Source organism: Methylobacterium sp. J-070, from assembly GCF_022829385.1.
GTDB lineage: Bacteria > Pseudomonadota > Alphaproteobacteria > Rhizobiales > Beijerinckiaceae > Methylobacterium.
On sequence record NZ_JAKSXX010000172.1, the window covers coordinates 1 to 19,048 of the forward strand.

General features: G+C 70.6%; 19 protein-coding genes and 2 pseudogenes. 8 read left to right on the forward strand and 13 right to left on the reverse strand.

Translation table 11 applies throughout. The features are described 5' to 3' along the window. On the reverse strand, nucleotides 1–104 hold a 104-nt coding region (locus tag MKL01_RS18925; RefSeq protein ID WP_243906766.1), incomplete at its 3' end, for a succinate dehydrogenase assembly factor 2. A gap of 193 nt (nucleotides 105–297) precedes the next feature. On the opposite strand from MKL01_RS18925, the gene MKL01_RS18930 reads away from it, so the two are divergent. The 3 genes from MKL01_RS18930 to MKL01_RS18940 all read left to right on the forward strand — a co-directional run bounded on the left by MKL01_RS18930 (nucleotide 298) and on the right by MKL01_RS18940 (nucleotide 2,196). After that, on the forward strand, nucleotides 298–1,275 hold the full coding sequence (locus MKL01_RS18930) for a quinone oxidoreductase family protein (RefSeq protein ID WP_243906750.1): 978 nt from the start codon (nucleotides 298–300) through the stop codon (nucleotides 1,273–1,275). Further along, on the forward strand, nucleotides 1,272–1,898 hold the full coding sequence (locus MKL01_RS18935) for a nicotinamidase (protein WP_243906751.1): 627 nt from the start codon (nucleotides 1,272–1,274) through the stop codon (nucleotides 1,896–1,898). Before MKL01_RS18930 ends, MKL01_RS18935 begins: the two co-directional genes overlap by 4 nt. Before the next feature lie 97 nt (nucleotides 1,899–1,995). Then, nucleotides 1,996–2,196 carry a hypothetical protein gene (locus MKL01_RS18940; RefSeq protein ID WP_243906752.1) on the forward strand — a complete coding sequence of 67 codons (201 nt, stop codon included), beginning with the start codon at nucleotides 1,996–1,998 and terminating at the stop codon, nucleotides 2,194–2,196. Nucleotides 2,197–2,246: 50 nt separating this feature from the next. Here MKL01_RS18940 and dinB read toward each other — a convergent pair whose 3' ends face one another. The 3 genes from dinB to MKL01_RS18955 form a co-directional block, all read right to left on the reverse strand. Then, the gene (gene dinB, locus MKL01_RS18945) at nucleotides 2,247–3,329 is read right to left on the reverse strand and encodes a DNA polymerase IV (RefSeq protein WP_243906753.1); all 1,083 of its coding nucleotides are present in this window, start codon (nucleotides 3,327–3,329) and stop codon (nucleotides 2,247–2,249) included. A 673-nt stretch (nucleotides 3,330–4,002) separates the two neighbouring features. Then, complete coding sequence (locus MKL01_RS18950) at nucleotides 4,003–4,212, reverse strand: molybdopterin-binding protein (RefSeq protein ID WP_243906754.1); 210 nt, start codon at nucleotides 4,210–4,212, stop codon at nucleotides 4,003–4,005. An 81-nt stretch (nucleotides 4,213–4,293) separates the two neighbouring features. Then, nucleotides 4,294–4,644: a DUF2293 domain-containing protein gene (locus MKL01_RS18955; protein WP_243906755.1), complete on the reverse strand. Its 351-nt coding sequence runs from the start codon at nucleotides 4,642–4,644 to the stop codon at nucleotides 4,294–4,296. A 102-nt stretch (nucleotides 4,645–4,746) separates the two neighbouring features. Between MKL01_RS18955 and MKL01_RS18960 the strand changes: the two genes are divergently transcribed. After that, the gene (locus MKL01_RS18960) at nucleotides 4,747–5,049 is read left to right on the forward strand and encodes a hypothetical protein (RefSeq protein WP_243906756.1); all 303 of its coding nucleotides are present in this window, start codon (nucleotides 4,747–4,749) and stop codon (nucleotides 5,047–5,049) included. 143 nt (nucleotides 5,050–5,192) lie between these two features. On the opposite strand, the gene rpsD is transcribed toward MKL01_RS18960, so the two are convergent. After that, complete coding sequence (gene rpsD / locus MKL01_RS18965) at nucleotides 5,193–5,810, reverse strand: 30S ribosomal protein S4 (RefSeq protein WP_007558459.1); 618 nt, start codon at nucleotides 5,808–5,810, stop codon at nucleotides 5,193–5,195. A 195-nt stretch (nucleotides 5,811–6,005) separates the two neighbouring features. Here rpsD and MKL01_RS18970 point away from each other — a divergent pair, with 195 nt between their 5' ends. The 3 genes and pseudogenes from MKL01_RS18970 to MKL01_RS18980 all read left to right on the forward strand — a co-directional run bounded on the left by MKL01_RS18970 (nucleotide 6,006) and on the right by MKL01_RS18980 (nucleotide 7,207). Further along, nucleotides 6,006–6,497, forward strand: a complete 492-nt coding sequence (locus MKL01_RS18970; RefSeq protein WP_243906757.1) for a GNAT family N-acetyltransferase — start codon at nucleotides 6,006–6,008, stop codon at nucleotides 6,495–6,497. Between the two features lie 61 nt (nucleotides 6,498–6,558). Further along, nucleotides 6,559–6,876 (forward strand): annotated as a pseudogene (locus tag MKL01_RS18975) (helix-turn-helix transcriptional regulator); the annotation flags it as partial. After that, on the forward strand, nucleotides 6,848–7,207 hold the full coding sequence (locus MKL01_RS18980; protein WP_243906758.1) for a VOC family protein: 360 nt from the start codon (nucleotides 6,848–6,850) through the stop codon (nucleotides 7,205–7,207). The pseudogene MKL01_RS18975 and the gene MKL01_RS18980, both read left to right, overlap by 29 nt. 302 nt (nucleotides 7,208–7,509) lie before the next feature. On the opposite strand, the gene MKL01_RS18985 is transcribed toward MKL01_RS18980, so the two are convergent. Continuing rightward, nucleotides 7,510–9,144, reverse strand: a complete 1,635-nt coding sequence (locus tag MKL01_RS18985; RefSeq protein WP_243906759.1) for an alpha-D-glucose phosphate-specific phosphoglucomutase — start codon at nucleotides 9,142–9,144, stop codon at nucleotides 7,510–7,512. Between the two features lie 217 nt (nucleotides 9,145–9,361). Between MKL01_RS18985 and MKL01_RS18990 the strand changes: the two genes are divergently transcribed. Beyond that, a complete protein-coding gene (locus MKL01_RS18990) occupies nucleotides 9,362–10,474 on the forward strand; it encodes an alpha/beta hydrolase (protein ID WP_243906760.1) in 1,113 nt (370 codons plus the stop codon). 190 nt (nucleotides 10,475–10,664) lie between these two features. On the opposite strand, the gene scpA is transcribed toward MKL01_RS18990, so the two are convergent. The 7 genes and pseudogenes from scpA to MKL01_RS19025 form a co-directional block, all read right to left on the reverse strand. After that, nucleotides 10,665–12,830: a methylmalonyl-CoA mutase gene (scpA, locus tag MKL01_RS18995; RefSeq protein WP_243906761.1), complete on the reverse strand. Its 2,166-nt coding sequence runs from the start codon at nucleotides 12,828–12,830 to the stop codon at nucleotides 10,665–10,667. A 283-nt stretch (nucleotides 12,831–13,113) separates the two neighbouring features. Further along, nucleotides 13,114–13,833, reverse strand: coding sequence for an SURF1 family protein (locus MKL01_RS19000; protein ID WP_243906767.1), 720 nt, complete (start codon nucleotides 13,831–13,833; stop codon nucleotides 13,114–13,116). A 71-nt stretch (nucleotides 13,834–13,904) separates the two neighbouring features. Continuing rightward, on the reverse strand, nucleotides 13,905–14,309 hold the full coding sequence (cyoD, locus tag MKL01_RS19005; protein ID WP_243906762.1) for a cytochrome o ubiquinol oxidase subunit IV: 405 nt from the start codon (nucleotides 14,307–14,309) through the stop codon (nucleotides 13,905–13,907). Then, nucleotides 14,306–14,938: a cytochrome o ubiquinol oxidase subunit III gene (cyoC, locus tag MKL01_RS19010; RefSeq protein ID WP_243906763.1), complete on the reverse strand. Its 633-nt coding sequence runs from the start codon at nucleotides 14,936–14,938 to the stop codon at nucleotides 14,306–14,308. Before cyoC ends, cyoD begins: the two co-directional genes overlap by 4 nt. A gap of 4 nt (nucleotides 14,939–14,942) precedes the next feature. Beyond that, the gene (cyoB, locus tag MKL01_RS19015; RefSeq protein WP_243906764.1) at nucleotides 14,943–16,943 is read right to left on the reverse strand and encodes a cytochrome o ubiquinol oxidase subunit I; all 2,001 of its coding nucleotides are present in this window, start codon (nucleotides 16,941–16,943) and stop codon (nucleotides 14,943–14,945) included. A 92-nt stretch (nucleotides 16,944–17,035) separates the two neighbouring features. Then, nucleotides 17,036–18,265 (reverse strand): ubiquinol oxidase subunit II, encoded by a 1,230-nt coding sequence (gene cyoA, locus MKL01_RS19020; RefSeq protein ID WP_243906765.1) that lies wholly within the window; start codon nucleotides 18,263–18,265, stop codon nucleotides 17,036–17,038. 114 nt (nucleotides 18,266–18,379) lie between these two features. Continuing rightward, a pseudogene (locus MKL01_RS19025) lies at nucleotides 18,380–19,048 on the reverse strand (MFS transporter); the annotation flags it as partial.

The window sequence follows — 19,048 nt, forward strand, 5'->3', positions numbered from 1 at the left end:
CCCATGATCAGGTCCATCTCGCGGATGCCGCGGTGCCAGGCGCGGTAGAGGAGGCGGCGGCGGCGCGGATCGAGGTCGGCGCTCGTGCGGGTGGTGCCGGACATGGATCTCGGAGCTCGGCTGAGGACGGGCACACGCTAGATAGGCGCCCGCGACCGGCGGATCCAGAACGATGCCGTCGCCGGTCGGGTTACAACCGAAGCGCGAGGAGCAAAAAGAAATTGCCTCCCGCCGGCGCTCCGTTATCTCGGGCACCAACGCCTCCGGAGGGATGAGGCGGCGAGCGGGAGTCCAACGATGCCGAAGGCGATCCGGGTCTACGAGTACGGCGGTCCCGAGGTGATGCGGTTCGAGGACGTGCCCCTGGCCGAGCCGGGCCCCGGGCAGATCCGGGTCAGGCAGGCCGCCATCGGCGTCAACTTCATCGACATCTACTTCCGCACCGGCGCCTACAAGTCGCCGCACCTGCCCTACACCCCCGGCAAGGAGGGCGCCGGCACCGTCACGGCGGTGGGCGAGGGCGTCAGCCAGTTCAAGCCCGGCGACCGGGTGGCGTACGGCTCGGTGGCGGACGGCTGCTACGCCGAGGAGCCGGTGGTCCCGGCCGCCGCGGCCGTGCCGATCCCCGACGGCGTCGACGAGACGACCGCCGCCGCGATGATGCTCAAGGGCCTCACCGTCGAGTACCTGCTGCACCGGACCTACGCGGTGAAGCCCGGGGACACGATCCTGTGGCAGGCGGCGGCCGGCGGCGTCGGCCTGATCGCCTGCCAGTGGGCCAAGCACCTCGGCGCCACGGTGATCGGCACCGCCGGCAGCCCCGAGAAGGCCGAGCTCGCCAAGCAGAACGGCTGCGACCACGTCATCCTCTACCGCGAGGAGGACGTGGCCAAGCGGGTGCGCGAGATCACCGGCGGCAAGGGCGTCCCGGTGGTCTATGACGGCGTCGGGCAGGCGACCCTGATGGGCTCGCTGGACAGCCTCGCGCCGCTCGGCCTGCTGGCGAGCTTCGGCTCCGCCTCGGGGCCGATCACCGGTCTCGATCTGGGTCTGCTCGCCCCGCGCGGCTCGCTCTACGTGACGCGCCCGACGCTCGCGACCTTCTCGTCGAACCGCGCCACCCTGGAGGAGGCCGCCGCCCGCCTGTTCAAGGTGGTCGGCGACGGGGCGGTGAAGATCGCGGTGAACGCCACCTACCCGCTGGCCGAGGCGCAGCAGGTCCACCGGGACCTCGCGGGCCGGGAGACCACCGGGTCGATCGTGATGCTGCCGTGACACCGGGCGCCGCCGACCTGCTCCTCGTCGTCGACGTGCAGGTCGACTTCCTGCCGGGCGGGGCGCTCCCCGTCCCGGGCGGCGACGCGGTGGTCGGGCCGGTCAACGCGCTCCAGGGGAAATTCCGGCACGTCGCCCTGACGCAGGACTGGCATCCGGCCGACCACGTCTCCTTCGCCGACACCCATCCGGGACGGGCACCCTTCGAGACCGTGGAGCTGCCCTACGGTCCGCAGGTCCTGTGGCCCCGGCACTGCGTCCAGGGCAGCGCCGGGGCGGCCTTCGCGCCGGGCCTCGCCACCGACCGGGCGAGCCTCGCGGTCCGCAAGGGGATGGATCCCCGGGTCGACAGCTACTCGGCCTTCCTGGAGGCCGACCGGACCACCCGGACCGGGCTCGCCGGGGCGCTGGCCGAGCGGGGCATCGCCCGCGTCGTCCTGTGCGGGCTGGCCACCGACTTCTGCGTCGCCTGGAGCGCGCTGGATGCCCGCGCCGCGGGCTTCGACGTCTGGGTGGTGGAGGATGCGGTCCGGGGGATCGACGCGGGCGGATCCCTCGCGCAGGCCTGGCTGCGGATGGAGGCGGCGGGGGTGCGCCGGATCGGGTCGGCGGCGATCGGCTGAGGCCGCAGGGACCGGGAGGCGAACCGCCGCACGGGACCCGGGAGACCGCCTCGGCCCCGGTGCGTTGGCCCGACACCCGCACCCCACAGGAGCCCGCATGTCCTCGAAGCATCCGAAGACCGACACCCCGACCGACGCCGACCTCAAGGGCAATCCCGGCATCGGCACGTCGAAGGGCATGAGCGGCGCCGACCCCGCGGACCTCCAGGCGGATTCGACCTTCGAGGGCGACGTCGACAACGAGACCAAGCTCGACGGCGGCATCGACCCGAACCACCGGCCGCGCAAGAACGCCTGAGGGCGCACGCGGACCGCCATCGGCGGCCGCGGCAGGGTCGGGGCCGCGCGTCACAGCCCCAGCCCGAGCTGCCGCGGCGCCTCCGCCGCGCCCGGCGCGAACCCCGACAGGGACACCCCGATCAGCCGGGCGCTGCGCCGCAGGGGGAACAGCCCGGCGAGGAGATCGAGGCCGATCCGCTCCAGGTCGGCGCGGTCGGACACCGGGGCGGCGAGGGACTTCGCCCGGGTGACCTGCGCGAAGTCCGAGAATTTGAGCTTCAGGGTCACGGTCCGGGCGCGCATGCCCTTGGCGTCGGCCCCGGCCCAGACCTTGTCGAACAGCGGCGCCAGCCGGGCGGCCAGGACCTCGTAGGCCGCCGTGTCGTCCGAGAAGGTGGTCTCCGCCCCGATCGACTTGCGCACCCGGTGGGCCCGCACCGGCCGGTGGTCGATGCCGCGGGCGACCGCGTGATAGTAGGCGCCCGCGGACCCGAAGGTCTCGCGCAGGCGCTCCGGATCCCAGGCCCGGAGATCCGCCCCGGTGTGGATCCCGAGCCGCTTCATCTTCGCCTCGGTGACCGGCCCGACCCCGTGGAACCGGCCGATCGGCAGGGCGGCGACGAAGTCCGGCCCCATCGCGGGGGTGATGACGAACAGCGCATCGGGCTTGCGGTGGTCGGACGCCACCTTGGCCAGGAACTTGTTGTACGAGACCCCGGCCGAGGCGATCAGCCCGGTGCGTTCCAGGATCTCGGCCCGGATCGCCTTCGCCACCGCGGTGGCGGTGGGCAGCCCCTGGAGGTTTTCGGTGACGTCGAGATAGGCCTCGTCCAGCGCCACCGGCTCGATCACCGGGGTGTGCCGGGCGAAGACCGCGCGGATCTCCTCCGAGACCGCCCGGTAGACCTCGAAGCGCGGCTTGACGAACCGCAGGTCCGGGCAGAGCCGCCGCGCGGTGGCGGACGGCATCGCCGAGCGCACGCCGAATTTTCGCGCCTCGTAGCTCGCCGCCGCCACGACGCCGCGCTCCCGCGAGCCGCCCACCGCCAGCGGCAGGCCACGCAGGGCGGGGTCGTCGCGCTGCTCTACCGAGGCGTAGAACGCGTCCATGTCGATGTGGATGATTTTTCGGAGCGCGACCTCCGGATCCATCGCCGCCTCGGGGTCCGGGCTGGGGTTCCTATTATGTTCCGAAAGAGCGCGCCTGGGCGCCAGGGTCAAGCCGGCACGAAGGCCGCTCAACAGGGATGTCCCACCCGCGCCATCATCCCTCAAAAGCGATCTCTCCGAGACCGACGGCGTGATGGGAGGCTCACTCTGCCGCCGGAGATGCCGGCGGCTCGATCCACCGCCCCGTCTTTCCGGGGCGCCGGAGGCGAGCCCGGCAGCCAGACGCACTATGGGCGCAGGACCTCGGACATCGACGTGCGCTGCTGGCGCGGACGGCTCCCACCGGCATCGTGTCTGCCGGATTGCGGTCGTCGATCGCCCGATCGAGGAAGCCGTCCATGGAGCCGGCTATCAGAGTCGGGCTGGACACGTCCGAGGGTGTGTTTCAGCGGCACGGGGGCGACGCGTCCGAGGGGACGGCGCGGCCCCGGGATGGCGGAGTCGAGGCTTGCGCGGGAACGCGATGCCCACGCTCAGCCGAGAACGGGATTTTCGGGCGCGATCGCCCTTCCCCCGCACATGGGGCGGGCGGGCGCGGGCGGTATCGCGTGTGCCGGGTCCGTCGAACCGCCGGGGAGGCGGGCGGACATCGTGGCCCGAGCGGGAACGGGTGCGCGTAGCGGCCTGCACGTGCCGGGGCGCGGACCCAGCCGAATCAATCGACCGCCACCATCACGTCGGAGGCCTTGACCACCGCGTAGGCGGGGCCGCCCGCGACGAGCTTGAGCGCCTCGACGGCCTCGTTGGTGATCGAGGCGGTGACCACCTGCCCGGGGCTGATCTCGATCCTGACGTGGGAGGTGGTCGCCCCCTTCTCCACCGAGACGACGATGCCCTTGAGCACGTTGCGCGCGCTGATCTTCATGGTCTGCTGCCAAGCCTCATGCGCCGCGGAGGCGGCCTCGGGCGGGTCTCCTACAGCATGGCGGGGCCGCGCGCGACCGCGTCAGTGCGGATCGTCCTCCGGCTCGTCGGCCTCGGCGGCCTCGCCCGCGGGGATCGGCGCGGCGCCCCAGGCGGCCAGCGCGGCGTTGAGGTCGTCCAGCACGAAGTGGCGGGCGCTGTCCCGGTCGTAGCCGTCGGCCAGGAGGTCGTCGTACTCGGTGAAGACGTGGCGTGCGTAGCTCACGAGGGCGAGGCGCGCCGCGGTCTCGGGGGCGGCCCGGCGCAGGCCGGGGCTCGCGAGCGCCCGCGCGAGGGCGGCTTCGGCCTCGAAATCCGGCAGGCGCGGGGCCAGACGGGCGAGCGACGCCGCGACGGCGTCGCGGCGGTTCCGGGGTGGGGACGCGCCGCTCATCGGGCCCCGCCCGGAAGCATGATTTTAACGCACGGATCGGCTAGGATCCTCGCCAGATCAGGCGGGGCGGATGCACGATCCTTCGCCGGGGAGAACAGGTCCATGGCACGTCTTCGTCACGTGGTGATGCTGAGCCTTCTGCTCGGCGGGACGCCGGCCCTGGCCCAGAGCCCGGCGCCCGGCGCCGCGCCGTCCCCGGCGCCGCAGGGCGGCACCTCGGTCGGCGGTCGCCGGATCACGACGACGGGCCAGACCAAGCCACCCGGCAGCGCCGGTGCGGCCCTCCCGCCGCGGCCCATCAACGAGGCCGAGATGATCAAGGCGCAGAAGGCCGCCGAGGCCCGCTCGAAGGCCTGGGACAGCAAGATGCGCAACACGATGGGCTCGATCTGCCACGGTTGCTGAGCCCCCGGGGCCTTCTTCCGGACACCGGAGCCCGCGTCCGGGACGGTGTGCGAGAGGCGGTCGCCCCGTCGGTGCGGCGCGCGCGAAACGCGAAGGGGCCGCCCGCGTGGGCAGCCCCTTCGTCGATCGCGCGGCGCGGCCGATCAGCGGGAGTAGAACTCGATGACGAGATTCGGCTCCATCTGCACCGGGTAGGGCACCTCGGACAGGCTGGGGATGCGGGTGACGCGGGCGGTCATCTTGGCGTGGTCGGCCTCGATGTAGTCCGGCACGTCGCGCTCGGGGAGCTGGGTCGCCACGATGACGATCTCGAGCTGGCGGGAGGATTCCTTGACCTCGATGAGGTCGCCGGCCTTCACCTGGTAGCTCGGGATGTTGACGCGGACGCCGTTGACCTTGACGTGCCCGTGGTTGACGAATTGGCGCGCCGCGAACGGGGTCGCGACGAACTTCGCCCGGTAGACCACGGCGTCGAGGCGGCGCTCGAGCAGGCCGACGAGGTTCTCGCCGGAATCGCCGCGCAGGCGGATCGCCTCGGCGTAGTAGCGGCGGAACTGCTTCTCGGTGATGTTGCCGTAATAGCCCTTGAGCTTCTGCTTGGCGCGCAGCTGCGTGCCGAAGTCGCTCATCTTGCCCTTGCGGCGCTGGCCGTGCTGGCCGGGGCCGTACTCGCGGCGGTTGACGGGGCTCTTCGGGCGGCCCCAGATGTTCTGGCCCATGCGGCGGTCGAGCTTGTGCTTCGCCTGAATCCGCTTCGACATATGTTTCGCGTCCTCTCGTGACCGAGATTGAGGAACGCGCCCTCCTTTTCCCGGACATCGCGTCGGGGACGACAGGGCGGGATGATCCCGCCCACGGGTGCGCGTGAAAACGCGACGGGGCCCCGTGCGGAGCCCCATCGACGGCCGGGTCTTTAGGGGATGGACCGGTCCGGGTCAACCGCTGGGGGGTTTGCGATGGACGAGGGGGTTGCGATCCGGCGCGCCGGGCCGGCGGACGCCGAGGCGATCCGGGCGCTGGTCGCGGCGGCCTACACCAAGTGGATCCCGCTGATCGGCCGCCTGCCGACGCCGATGCGTGCGGACTACGCCGAGTCCGTGCTGGCCCACCGCTTCGACCTGCTGCAGGCGGGCGCGGACCTCGCCGCGCTGATCGAGACGAAGGCCGAGGCCGACCATCTGCTGATCGTCAACGTCGCGGTGCACCCGGCCTTCCAGGGGCGAGGCTTCGGCACCCGGCTGCTGGGCCTCGCCGAGGCGATCGCCGCGGAGGCGGGTCTGGCGCGGCTGCGCCTCTACACCAACAGGAAGTACGTCGCGAACCTGCGCCTCTACGGTGCCCTCGGCTACCGGGTGGAGCGGGAGGAGCCCTATGACGGGCCGGGCCGGACGCGGGATGACGACGTCATCGTGCACATGGTGAAGGAGATCGATCACGCGGCACCATAGGCGCGCGCCGAATCGGCCGGCGCTGCCGATCCCGGGCGGCGCGGGCACAGAAAGACCCGCCATGCCGCGCTCGGAACGCCTGTTCGATCTGCTCCACGCCCTGCGGCAGCACCGCCGGCCGGTGAGCGGGGCCCGGCTGGCCGGAGAGATCGGCGTCAGCCTGCGCACCCTCTACCGGGACATCGCCAGCCTGCAGGCCCCGGGCGCGCACATCGAGGGGGAGCCTGGCGTCGGATACGTCCTGAAGCCCGGCTTCCTCCTGCCGCCCCTGATGTTCACCCCCGAGGAGATCGAGGCGCTGGTGCTCGGCTCGCGCTGGGTCGCCGACCGCGCCGACGACCGGCTGAGCGGTGCCGCCCGGAGCGCGCTCGCCCGGATCGGCCAGCGCGCGCTTCTACGCACGCCTTCTGGGCCAGGAGCCGGTCGAGGCGAGCCCCACCTTCGTGCTGTTCCTCCTGCCCTCCGGGCCGGCGCTGAGCCTCTGGGCGCGGCACGAGATCGTCCCGGCCCCGGCCGCCGCGGGCGGCGGCTGCGAGATCGGCTTCCGGGTGGACCGGGCGGCGCTCGTGGACGCCACACACGCCGATTGGGCCGCGAAGGGCGCCACGATCATCCTGGAGCCGATCGATCTCGATTTCGGCCGGAGCTTCATGGCGGTCGATCCGGACGGGCACCGCCTGCGCGTCTACGCCACGGCCGACGATCGGTAGCGCCGCGCGAAAGAAGCGTCGGGGCGCCGCCACCGGGCTCAGGACGCACCCCTTTCCCGGACAGGTGGAGCGCCAGCGGAACCTGATCCGGGATCCAGCGCACGAAGCGCCGCGAAGCGGCACCGAATATGGACGCTTCGCGCCGTCCCGTGCTGGGTCCCGGGTCGCATTCCGCTTACGCTCCATGCGCCCGGGAAAGGACTGCGTTCCAGACACAGACGACAGTGCGGGACCGGCTCGGCGCGATGTCTTCGGACCTCACCCGACGCCCCGGCAGAGGGCGCGCCCTTTGGAAACCCCGTTCAGGTCACCACGCTCGGCTCCGCCCGGCCGGTGCGGGGCGCGATCTCCGCGATGGCGCGGGCCGCCGCCGCCACCGGGGCCAGGACCTCGGCGACGGGCAGGTCGAGCCGGTCCGGGGCGTTCTCGTAGCGCTCCAGATAGACCCGGAGCGTCGCGCCGGCGGTTCCGGTCCCCGAGAGCCGGAACACCGCCCGCGCATCCTCGGCGAAACCGATGCGGATGCCCTGCCGCCCGGTGAGCGAGCCGTCGACCGGGTCGCGGTAGGCGAACTCGTCGGCGGTCGACACCGTCAGGTCGCCGATCCGCGTGCCCGGCAGCCCGGCGAGCTTTTCCCGGAGCGCGTCCATCAGGCCGTTGGCGGCGGCCGCGTCCACCTCCTCGTAGTCGTGGCGGGCGTAGTAGTCGCGGCCGTAGGTCCGCCAATGCGCCCGGACCAGGGCGTCGGCGCGCTCGCCCGTGGCGGCGAGGATGTTGAGCCAGAGCAGCACCGCCCAGAGCCCGTCCTTCTCGCGCACGTGGTTCGAGCCGGTGCCGGCACTCTCCTCGCCGCACAGGGTGATCAGCCCGGCATCCAGGAGATTCCCGAAGAACTTCCAGCCGGTGGGGGTCTCGTAGGCCGTGATGCCGAGCGCGGCCGCGACCCGGTCGGCGGCCCGGCTCGTCGGCATGGAGCGCGCGACCCCCGCGAGACCGCCCGCGTAGCCCGGCGCCCGGTGGGCATGGGCGGCGAGCAGGGCGAGGCTGTCGCTCGGCGTCACGAACAGGCCCGGGGCCACGATCATGTTGCGGTCGCCGTCGCCGTCCGAGGCGGCGCCGAAATCGGGGGCGTCCGGCCCCTGCATCAGATCGAACAGGTCGTGGCAATGGACCGGGTTCGGATCCGGGTGATGGCCGCCGAAATCCTCCTTCGGCACGGCGTTGACCACCGTGCCTGCGGGGGCGCCGAGCATGCCTTCGAGGATGGCGACCGCGTAGGGGCCGGTCACCGCGCTCATGGCGTCGAAGCGCATGCGGAAGCCGGAGGCGAACAGGCGCGACACCGCGTCGAAGTCGATGAGCGTGCGCATCAGCTCGGCGTAGTCGGCCACCGGATCGATCACCGTCACCGTCATGGCGCCGAGCCGGGTCTCGCCGAGGGTGTCGAGGTCGAGGTCGGGGGCCTCGACGAGGCGGTATTCGGTCAGCGCCTTGGCGCGCGCGAAGATCGCGTCGGTGACCGATTCCGGGGCCGGGCCGCCATTGGCGGCGTTGAACTTGATGCCGAAATCGCCCTCCGGCCCGCCCGGGTTGTGGCTCGCCGACAGGATGATGCCGCCGATCGCCTTGGCCTTGCGGATCACGCAGGAGGCCGCCGGCGTCGAGAGCAGGCCGCCGCGCCCGACCAGGACCCGGCCGAACCCGTTGCCGGCGGCGAGGCGGAGCGTCTTCTGGACCACGTCGCGGTTGAGGAAGCGCCCGTCGCCGCCGAGCACCAGCGTCGCGCCGGCCCGGTCGGGCAGGGTGTCGAAGATCGCCTGGACGAAGTTCTCGACATAGTTCGGCTGCCGGAACACCGGCACCTTCTTGCGCAGGCCGGAGGTCCCCGGCTTCTGGTCGGGGAAGGGGGTGGTGGCGACGGTGGTCGGAGTCGTCATGGACGGGCGTCTCCCGGGATCTCCCGCCTCCATGCCCGCCCGGAGCCGCGGCGTCACGCGTTCCGGCGACAGGGGCGGGCGTTTCTCACGCGCTTTCGCCCGATCGGGCGACGGAAGCCGCCGTCTGTCGGCCGGCCGCGGCCCCGGAGCGTTGCGCCGGAGGACACCCGTTGGTTGAATCGCCGTAGCCGCCAGACAAGGCAGGCGGGAGAAAGCCATGTCGGACAGACCAGTGCAGACGCATCGGGACGGGGCGCGGCCGGGCAGGGGCTTGGATCGGCGCCAGCTGGTCGGGGCGCTGGCCGCCGGGGTCGCGGTCGCGGCGTCACCAGCCCCGTCCGCGGCGGCCCCGTCGGACCGGTTGCAGACGGAGGAATTCCGCCTGCCCTGGGGCGAGCCGGGGGTCGAGATCTACGTCCGCAACAAGCGCCCCGCCGGGATCGACCGGTTCCCGGGCGACCGGATCCTGCTCTACGTCCACGGGGCGACCTATCCGGCCTCCACGGCCTTCGACCTGCCGCTCGGCGGGATGTCGGCCATGGACTATCTCGCGGGCCTGGGGTTCGACGTCTACCTCGTGGACCTGCCGGGCTACGGACTGTCCGGGCGCCCCGCCGTCATGAGCGCGCCGGCCTCCGACAACGAGCCGTTCATGCGCACCCCCGATTCCGCCAAGGTGGTGGGGCAGGTGGTGGACTTCATCCTGAAGCGGCGGAACGTCGAAAAGATCGACCTGATGGGCTGGTCCTGGGGGACCTCGACCATGGGGCCGTACACCAGCACCCACAACGACAAGGTCAACCGGCTCGTCCTCTACGCGCCGCAATGGCTGGCGCGCACGCCGGCCCTGATCGGCGGCAACGGGCCGCTCGGCGCCTATCGCAGCGTCAGCCGGGACAGCGCCCGGGCGCGCTGGCTGACCGGCGTGCCGGAGGACAAGACGGCCGACCTGATCCCGGCGGGCTGGTTCGATCTCTGGGCCGACGCGACCTTCGCCACCGATCCGGTCGGCGCGAAGCAGACGCCGCCGGTCCTGCGCGCACCGAACGGCGTCGTCGCCGACTCGAAGGCGTACTGGCAGGCCGGCAAGCCGCTCTACGACCCGGGCGATATCCGCGTGCCGGTGCTGATCATCCACGCCGAGTGGGACGCGGATCTGCCGAGCTACCAGGCGCAGGAGTATTTCACGAAGCTCACGCACACGCCCTACAAGCGCTTCGTCGAGCTGGGGGAGGGAACCCACACGGTGATGATGGAGAAGAACCGCATGCAGTTCCTCCACGCGGTCGGGGCCTTCCTGACGGAGGCGGACCCGCAGGCGCTGAACTGACGAGGGCCGATCCCACAGCACCGCCTCATCCTGAGGTGCCCGCGTCAGCGGGCCTCGAAGGAGGGCTCCAGGGATCGCGCGGCCGGCTGGAGGTCTCCTTCGAGGCCTCCGCTGCGCTCCGGCACCTCAGGATGAGGGTGCGGGTGGGAGGGGATGAGGCGGTCTGACCGGCCGCCTCGGAGGTGTCGCCCTACTCCGCCGCCTGCCGCGCCCCGTAGCCGAGCCGGTCGTTCAGCGCCCGGATCAGGTTGACGGCCGCCTCGGCGATCACCGTGCCCGGCGGGAAGATCGCGGCCGCGCCGGCCGCCCGCAGCGCCTCGTAGTCGCCCGGCGGGATCACGCCGCCGATGGCGATCATCACGTCGTCGCGGCCCTGCTCCACGAGCGCCGCCTTCAGCTCCGGCACCAGGGTCAGGTGGCCGGCCGCCAGCGAGGAGACGCCGACGATGTGCACGTCGTTCTCCACCGCCTGCCGGGCGGCCTCCGCCGGGGTGGCGAAGAGCGGACCGATATCCACGTCGAAGCCGAGATCGGCGAAGGCCGAGGCGATCACCTTCTGGCCGCGGTCGTGCCCGTCCTGGCCCATCTTGGCGACCAGGATGCGCGGCCGGCGGCCATCGTTCTCCTCGAACGCCTCGACCAGCGCCCGGACTTCCTCGACCACAGGCGACATGCCCCCCACCTCGCGCTTGTAGACGCCGGAGATCGAGCGGATCTCGGCGCGGTGCCGGCCCCAGGCCTTCTCCAGGGCCTCGGAAATCTCCCCCACCGTCGCCTTGGCGCGGGCCGCCGCGACGGCGAGCTCCAGCAGGTTGCCGGCGCCGTCGGCGGCCCGGGTGAGCGCTTCGAGCCGCGCCGAGACCGCGGCTTCGTCGCGCTCGGCGCGCAGGCGCTTGAGCTTGTCGATCTGGAGGCGGCGGACATTGCCGTTGTCGACCCGCAGCAGGTCGATCGCCATGTCGTCGTCGGCCCGGAACTTGTTGACGCCCACGATGGTCTGGCGGCCGGAGTCGATCCGGGCCTGGGCGCGGGCGGCCGCCTCCTCGATCCGCAACTTGGGGATGCCGGCCTCGATCGCCTTGGCCATGCCGCCGAGCCCGTCGACCTCGCGGATGTGCTCCCAGGCGCGCGCCACCATGTCGGCGGTGAGCTTCTCGACGTAGTAGGAGCCGCCCCACGGGTCGACGATCCGGGTGGTGCCGCTCTCCTGCTGCAGGAACAGCTGGGTGTTGCGCGCGATCCGGGCCGAGAAGTCGGTGGGGAGCGCCAGGGCCTCGTCCAGCGCGTTGGTGTGGAGCGACTGCGTGCCGCCCTGCGTCGCCGCCATCGCCTCGATGTTGGTGCGGGTGACGTTGTTGAACACGTCCTGGGCGGTGAGCGACCAGCCGGAGGTCTGCGAGTGGGTGCGCAGCGCCAGCGACTTCTCGGATTTCGGGTCGAACCCCTTCACGAGCTTCGCCCAGATCAGGCGCGCGGCCCGCATCTTGGCGATCTCCATGAAGAAATTGGTCGAGATCGCCCAGAAGAACGACAGGCGCGGGGCGAACTGGTCGATGGTCAGCCCCGCGGCCAGCCCCGCCTTGATGTACTCGACGCCGTCGGCCAGCGTGTAGGCGAGTTCCAGGTCGTTCGTCGCCCCGGCCTCCTGCATGTGGTAGCCGGAGATCGAGATCGAATTGAACTTCGGCATGTTCTTCGACGTGTAGGCGAAGATGTCCGAGATGATCCGCATCGATCCCTTGGGGGGATAGATGTAGGTGTTGCGGACCATGAATTCCTTGAGGATGTCGTTCTGGATCGTGCCGGCGAGTTTCTGGGGCGGCACGCCCTGCTCCTCGGCGGCGACGATGTAGAGGGCGAGGATCGGCAGCACCGCGCCGTTCATCGTCATCGACACGGTCATCTCGTCCAGGGGAATCCCTGAGAACAGCGTGCGCATGTCGTAGATCGAGTCGATCGCCACGCCCGCCATGCCGACATCGCCGGAGACCCGGGGGTGGTCGGAATCGTAGCCCCGGTGGGTGGCGAGGTCGAAGGCCACCGACAGGCCCTTCTGCCCGGCCGCGAGGTTGCGCCGGTAGAAGGCGTTCGAATCCTCGGCCGTCGAGAAGCCGGCATATTGCCGGATCGTCCAGGGCTGGGTGACGTACATGGTCGGGTAGGGGCCGCGCAGGAACGGCGCGAGACCGGGATAGGTGTCGAGGAACTCGATCCCCGCCCGGTCCTCCGGGCCGTAATGGCCCTTCACCGGGATCCCCTCCGGGGTCATCCAAGGCTCGCCCAGAACAGGCGCCGCGACCGCGAGCGACTCGCCCGCCAGCGGGATCTCGGCGAAGTTCGGGATGCGGGAGGTCATGGCGCTGACTCGTTATGGCGTTTGTCACGCCATTATAGGGACGCGCTCGGAGCGGGCTACTCCCCCCTGGAGTCCAGCCTTCGACAGGTCTGATCGACCGCGTCCCTTTCCCGGACGCCTGGAACGAAAGTGGACTTGGGTCCGGGATCCGGAAAACAGAGCGCCGCGCCAGCAGATCCGTTCGATTCCGTAAGCCGCCTCGCGGAGTCGTGCGCCGGCTCCCGGGTCGCATTCCGCTGCCGCTCCGTGCGCCCGGGACAGGGGCCGCGGGACACGACGCCCCTCAGCGCCCTTCGGAAACCCGATCCCGCGCCCAGCCGCTCCGCAGGAGGTAGACCATTGCCCCCGCCAGCATCAGCGCCATTCCGTACCACGTGATCGCGTAGACGAGGTGGTTGTTGGGGAAGGCGATCACCGTGAGGCCGCCCACCGGCAGGCCGCCGGGATCGGGCGCCGCATCGGCATCGACGAAGTAAGGGGCGACGTCGCCGAGCCCCCGGGCGGACGCGATGGCGGCCACGTCCCGGGAGTACCAGCGGCCCTCCTTCGGATCGTTGGAGCGCAGGAAGGCGCCCCCGGGCTCGGTCAGCCGCAGGAGGCCGGTCACCGTCGTCTCGCCCGCGACCTGTCCGGCCGCCCGGGTCGCCGGGTCGCGCCGGTCGCCGGGCACGAAGCCGCGGTTGACCAGGACGAGGCTGCCGTCGGGACGGCGGAGCGGCGTCAGCACCCAGAAGCCGCCGCCGCGCTCGGTCACCGCCTGAACCAGGGTCTCGCGATCGTGCAGGAAGGTGCCCGAGAGCCGCACGTGCCGGTAGGCGTCGTCGGGACCGACGCGCGCCCAGTCGGCGGGGCCGGGGGCCGGCACGGCCGGCGCGTGGACCCGGGCATCGACCCGGGCGATCAGGTCGAGCTTCCAGGCCCGGCGCTCCACCTGCCACGTGCCGAGGCCGAGGAGCACGACGAAGACGAGCCCGGCGGCGACACCGAAGACCACCCGCCGCAGCCGTGAGGGCCCCGCAGGGGAGGGGCCGGCGCCTCCCGCCGGTCCCACCGGCTCCCGGTCCGGAGGCCGGATCAGCGGGCGTTGTTCATGACGTCGTGGGCATCCATCGGCATCATGTTGTGGTTGAGGTGGTACATCACCCACACCGAACCGGCGAGCATGATCACCACCAGCGTGATGGTGAAGATCAGCGCCATGAAGGTCCAGCCGCCCTCCGACTTCGTGCTCATGTGCAGGAAGTAGACGACGTGCACGACCATCTGGACGCCGCCGAGCGCCAGGATCACCAGGGTGGTGACGAGGCTGTTGTCGAGCACGTTGCCCATCACCAGCCAGAACGGGATCACCGTCAGGATCACCGACAGGACGAAGCCCGTCAGGTAGCTCTGGATGCTGCCGTGCCCGCCCTCGCTGTGGGCGTGGGCTTCGTGGCCGTGCCCCGCGGGCCCGGCGAGGTTGTGCGCGTCGGCGCTCATTCGAGCACTCCCATCAGGTACACGACGGTGAAGACGCCGATCCAGATCAGGTCGAGGAAGTGCCAGAACATCGACAGGCACATCAGCCGGCGCTTGTTCTCGACGATCAGCCCGTGCTTCCGGACCTGCACCATCAGCACGATCAGCCACAGGATGCCCATGGAGACGTGCAGGCCGTGGGTCGACACCAGGGTGTAGAACGACGACAGGAAGGCGCTGCGCCAGGGCGGTGCGCCCTCATGGAACAGGTGGACGAATTCCCGGATCTCCAGGAATACGAAGGCCGCGCCGAACAGGCCGGTCACCGCCAGCCAGATCTGCGTCTGCTTCACCCGGTCCCGGTCCATCTCCAGCATGGCGAAGCCGTAGGTGATGGACGAGAACAGCAGCATGGCGGTGTTCACCGCGATGCCCGGCAGGTCGAACAGCTCCTTCGGGGTCGGCCCGGCCGCGTAGCTGCGGCCGAGCACCCCGTAGGTCGCGAACAGGGTCGCGAAGATGAGGCAGTCGCTCATCAGGTAGAGCCAGAACCCGAGCATGGTCGAGCCCTCGGAGTGATGGCCCTCCTCGTCGGTCTGGTAGAAGACCGGCGCCGCGGCGCCGGGGGGTGCAGTCTCCGCGTGCATCATCGGATCACGCCATCTCCAGCTCGCGGGCCCGCTGACCTTCCGTCCGGCTGACGGTGTCGGCGGGGATGTAGTAGTCGCGCTTGTAATTGAAGGTGTGGGCGATCGCGACGACGAAGATCGCCACGAAGCTGAGCGCCGCCAGCCACCAGACGTACCAGATCATGGCCAGCCCGAAGGTGAAGTTCAGGCCCGCCAGGATCGCCCCGGTCGCGGTGTTCTTGGGCATGTGGATCGGCCGGTAGCCCTGCATCGGACGGGCGAAGCCCCGGTTCTTCATGTCCCACCACGCGTCGGAATCGTGGACCACCGGCGTGAAGGCGAAGTTGTAGTCCGGCGGCGGCGAGGAGGTGGACCATTCCAGCGTCCGGCCGCCCCACGGGTCGCCGGTCAGGTCGCGCAGCTTGTCGCGGTTGCGGATCGAGACCACGAACATCACGATCTGCGAGGCGATCCCGCAGGCGATGAGCGCGGCGCCGAAGGCGGCGATCACGAACCAGATCTGCAGCGACGGGTCGTCGAAGTGCTGCATGCGCCGGGTCACGCCCATCAGGCCGAGCACGTAGAGCGGCATGAAGGCGACGTAGAACCCGGAGACCCAGAACACGAGAGCCATCTTCCCCCAGAACTCGTCGAGCTTGAAGCCGAACGCCTTGGGGAACCAGAAGGTCACGCCGGCGAACATGCCGAACAGCACGCCGCCGATGATCACGTTGTGGAAGTGCGCGATCAGGAACAGCGAGTTGTGCAGCACGAAGTCGGCCGGGGGCACCGCCAGCAGGACGCCGGTCATGCCGCCGATCACGAAGGTGACGATGAACGCCACCACCCACAGCATCGGCACCTCGAACCGGATCCGGCCGCGGTACATGGTGAACATCCAGTTGAAGATCTTCGCCCCCGTGGGGATCGAGATGATCATGGTCGTGATCCCGAAGAACGAGTTCACGTCCGCGCCCGAGCCCATGGTGAAGAAGTGGTGCAGCCACACGAGGTAGGCGAGGATGGTGATGACCACCAGCGCGTAGACCATCGAGGTGTAGCCGAACAGGCGCTTGCCGCAGAAGGTCGAGGTGATCTCCGAGAACACCCCGAAGGCCGGCAGGATCAGGATGTAGACCTCCGGGTGGCCCCAGATCCAGATCAGGTTGAAGTACAGCATGGCGTTGCCGCCAAGGTCGTTCGTGAAGAAGTGCGTGCCGACGTAGCGGTCGAGCGACAGCATCGCGAGGACGGCCGTGAGGATCGGGAAGGCGGCCACGATCAGGATGTTGGTGCACAGCGATGACCAGACGAAGATCGGCAGCTTCATCATGGTCATGCCGGGCGCCCGCATCTTCACGATGGTGGCGATCAGGTTGATGCCCGAGAGCAGCGTCCCGATGCCGGCGATCTGCAGCGCCCAGATGTAGTAGTCGACGCCGACGCCGGGGCTCATCGAGGCCTCCGAGAGCGGCGGGTAGGCGAGCCAGGTCGCCCGGGAGAACTCGCCCACGAACAGCGAGACCATCACCAGCATGCCGCCGGCGACCGTCATCCAGAAGCTGAAGTTGTTCAGGAACGGGAAGGCGACGTCGCGGGCGCCGATCTGCAGCGGCACGGCGAAGTTCATGAGCCCCGTGACGAACGGCATCGCCACGAAGAAGATCATGATCATGCCGTGGGCGGTGAAGATCTGGTCGTAATGGTGCGGCGGCAGGAAGCCCTGCTCCGAGCCGAACGCCACCGCCTGCTGCGAGCGCATCAGCACCGCGTCGGCGAAGCCGCGCAGCAGCATCACCAGCGCGAACAGGCAGTACATGATGCCGATCTTCTTGTGGTCGATCGACGTGATCCAGTCACGCCACATCGGTCCCCAGAAGCGGTAGTAGGTGATGACGCCGAGCACCGCGAGGCCGACCACCGCCACCCCGGCGAACGTCGCCTGCAGGATCGGCTCGTGATAGGGGATCTGCTCGATCGTGAATCGGCCGAAGAGGAGTTGCTGGAGGTCCGTATTTGCGAACATGGGATCGGCCCGTTCAGTGGGTTCGACGGCGACCGCCGGTCATGTGTGTCGGGTCCGCTCGCATCGGGAGCGGCATCATCGGTTCAGCCGGGTCATTGGTTGAGCTGTTTGGGGGCGATCTGGCCGCCCTCGCTCTGGCCCTCGCCGGAGCCCTTGCCCTGGCTGTCGGGCGCCTTCTGGCTCCGGGATTCGGGGTTGCCCATGTCGGGCCGCGGCTGCATGCCCTGGGGCTGCGTCTGCCCGTGCGGGCCGGTCTCCGAGGCCGGCGCCGTGGCGCCGGGTCCCTCGACCCCGCGCTCGGCGAGCCGGTTGTCGTATTGCAGCCGCTTGTAGTTGGCCTCCGCCGCCTCGCCCGAGGCGCCGCCCTGGGCGTCGATCTTCGCCATCTCGCCGACGCACATCTGATCGGGCCGGGGGCACATGCCGATGATCCGGTCGAACAGGCCCTGCATGTAGGACTTGTAGTAGCGCGCCGGCTCGGCCTCGCTCGGCTCCTCGAGCTTCAGGTAGGCCTCCTGGCTCAGCTCGCCGCCCTGGGCCTTGGCCTTGGCGACCCATTGGTCGAAGCCGTCGTTGGTCAGGCCGTGGAACTTGAAGAACATGTTGGAGAAGCCGGCGCCGCTGTAATGGGCCGAGCGGCCCTCGTAGGCGCCCTCGCGGTTGACCACGGCGTGGAGCTGGGTCTGCATGCCCGGCATGGCGTAGACCATGCCGGCGAGCGTCGGCACGTAGAACGTGTTCATCACGTCGGTGGCGGTGATCTTGAACCGGATCGGCCGGTCCACCGGCGCGGCGAGTTCGTTGACCGTGGCGATCCCGTATTGCGGGTAGAGGAACAGCCACTTCCAATCCATCGCCACCGCCTCGACCTCCAGCGGCACGGTGCCGGCCGGGACGTCGCGCTTCGTGTCGATCTTGCTCAGCGGCCGGAACGGGTCGAGGGTGTGGGTCCCGATCCACGTGAGGGCGCCCAGCGCGATGATGATCATCAGCGGCGCCGTCCAGATCAGCACCTCGAGCTGCGTCGAGTGGTGCCATTCGGGGTCGTAGACCGCGTCCGTGTTGCTGGCGCGGTAGCGCCACGCGAAGATCAGCGTGAAGGCGATCACCGGGACGATGATCAGGAGCATCAGGCCGGTGGCGGCCAGCACGAGGTTGCGCTGCTGCTCGGCCACGTAGCCGGCCGGATGCAGGACCACGAAGTTGCAGCCGCCCAGCAGCAGCGGCAGCGGCAGGGCGAGGAGCGGCAACAGGCGGCGCCCGCGGCGGCCCCGGGGGGGCGCGGTGTCGGTCCTGTCCGGTCGAGGGTTCCCAGAGGTCACAGCACGCGTCTCGTCATCCCATGCCGCTGCCGCGGCGCTTCTGCCGTGCCGCACGAGGCGGCGTTCCCGTCTGCCAGGGCGGTCCGCGCGGCCTGCACCGCGCGCCGCGCCGGGCTACATCTGACGCATTTCCGAACGGTCGAAGAACAGCGCCGCGAGGGTGCAGACCGCCCCCGACAGGAGGTAGACCCCGATCATCGCCAGCCCGTAGCGCTGGGACAGGAACAGCGCGACCAGCGGCGCGAAGCCGGCGCCGATCAGCCACGCGAAGTCCGAGGTCAGCGCCGCGCCGGTGTAGCGGTAGCGGTTGCCGAGCCGGGCCGTCACCGCGCCCGCGGTCTGGCCGTAGGCGAACCCGAGCAGCATGAAGCCGATCGTCACGTAGATCGTCTGGCCGATGGCGCTCTCCCCGAACAGGAGCGGCGCGAGGATGCTGCCGAGGGCGAAGAAGCCGATCAGCGAGGCGCTCATGATCAGGCTGTTGCGGCGGCCGATCTGGTCGGCGATCAGCCCGGAGGCCGCCACCGCGCCGGCGCACACGATGGCGCCGGAGAACTGCACGATCAGGAACTCGCCGGGCGAGCGGCCGGTGCTGTTGAGCGCGAGCCACGCGATCGGGAAGATCGTGACGAGGTGGAACAGCGCGAAGGCCGCGAGCGGCACGAAGGCGCCGCGGATCACGTCGCCGGCGTGGTGGCGGAACAGCTCCAGGGCCGGGACCGGGCGCAGCCGGTCGAGGTCCATCATCCGGGCGAACTCGTCGGTGGCGACGAGGCGCAGCCG

Excerpts from the sequence above, each read along its gene's own strand:
- MKL01_RS18930 (WP_243906750.1), top strand. The coding sequence starts at position 298 with ATGCCGAAGGCGATCCGGGTCTACGAGTACGGCGGTCCCGAGGTGATG.
- MKL01_RS18940 (WP_243906752.1), top strand. The coding sequence starts at position 1,996 with ATGTCCTCGAAGCATCCGAAGACCGACACCCCGACCGACGCCGACCTC.
- dinB (WP_243906753.1), bottom strand. The coding sequence starts at position 3,329 with ATGGATCCGGAGGTCGCGCTCCGAAAAATCATCCACATCGACATGGAC.
- MKL01_RS18950 (WP_243906754.1), bottom strand. The coding sequence starts at position 4,212 with ATGAAGATCAGCGCGCGCAACGTGCTCAAGGGCATCGTCGTCTCGGTG.
- MKL01_RS18955 (WP_243906755.1), bottom strand. The coding sequence starts at position 4,644 with ATGAGCGGCGCGTCCCCACCCCGGAACCGCCGCGACGCCGTCGCGGCG.
- MKL01_RS18960 (WP_243906756.1), top strand. The coding sequence starts at position 4,747 with ATGGCACGTCTTCGTCACGTGGTGATGCTGAGCCTTCTGCTCGGCGGG.
- rpsD (WP_007558459.1), bottom strand. The coding sequence starts at position 5,810 with ATGTCGAAGCGGATTCAGGCGAAGCACAAGCTCGACCGCCGCATGGGC.
- MKL01_RS18970 (WP_243906757.1), top strand. The coding sequence starts at position 6,006 with ATGGACGAGGGGGTTGCGATCCGGCGCGCCGGGCCGGCGGACGCCGAG.
- MKL01_RS18985 (WP_243906759.1), bottom strand. The coding sequence starts at position 9,144 with ATGACGACTCCGACCACCGTCGCCACCACCCCCTTCCCCGACCAGAAG.
- MKL01_RS18990 (WP_243906760.1), top strand. The coding sequence starts at position 9,362 with ATGTCGGACAGACCAGTGCAGACGCATCGGGACGGGGCGCGGCCGGGC.
- scpA (WP_243906761.1), bottom strand. The coding sequence starts at position 12,830 with ATGACCTCCCGCATCCCGAACTTCGCCGAGATCCCGCTGGCGGGCGAG.
- cyoD (WP_243906762.1), bottom strand. The coding sequence starts at position 14,309 with ATGAGCGCCGACGCGCACAACCTCGCCGGGCCCGCGGGGCACGGCCAC.
- cyoC (WP_243906763.1), bottom strand. The coding sequence starts at position 14,938 with ATGATGCACGCGGAGACTGCACCCCCCGGCGCCGCGGCGCCGGTCTTC.
- cyoB (WP_243906764.1), bottom strand. The coding sequence starts at position 16,943 with ATGTTCGCAAATACGGACCTCCAGCAACTCCTCTTCGGCCGATTCACG.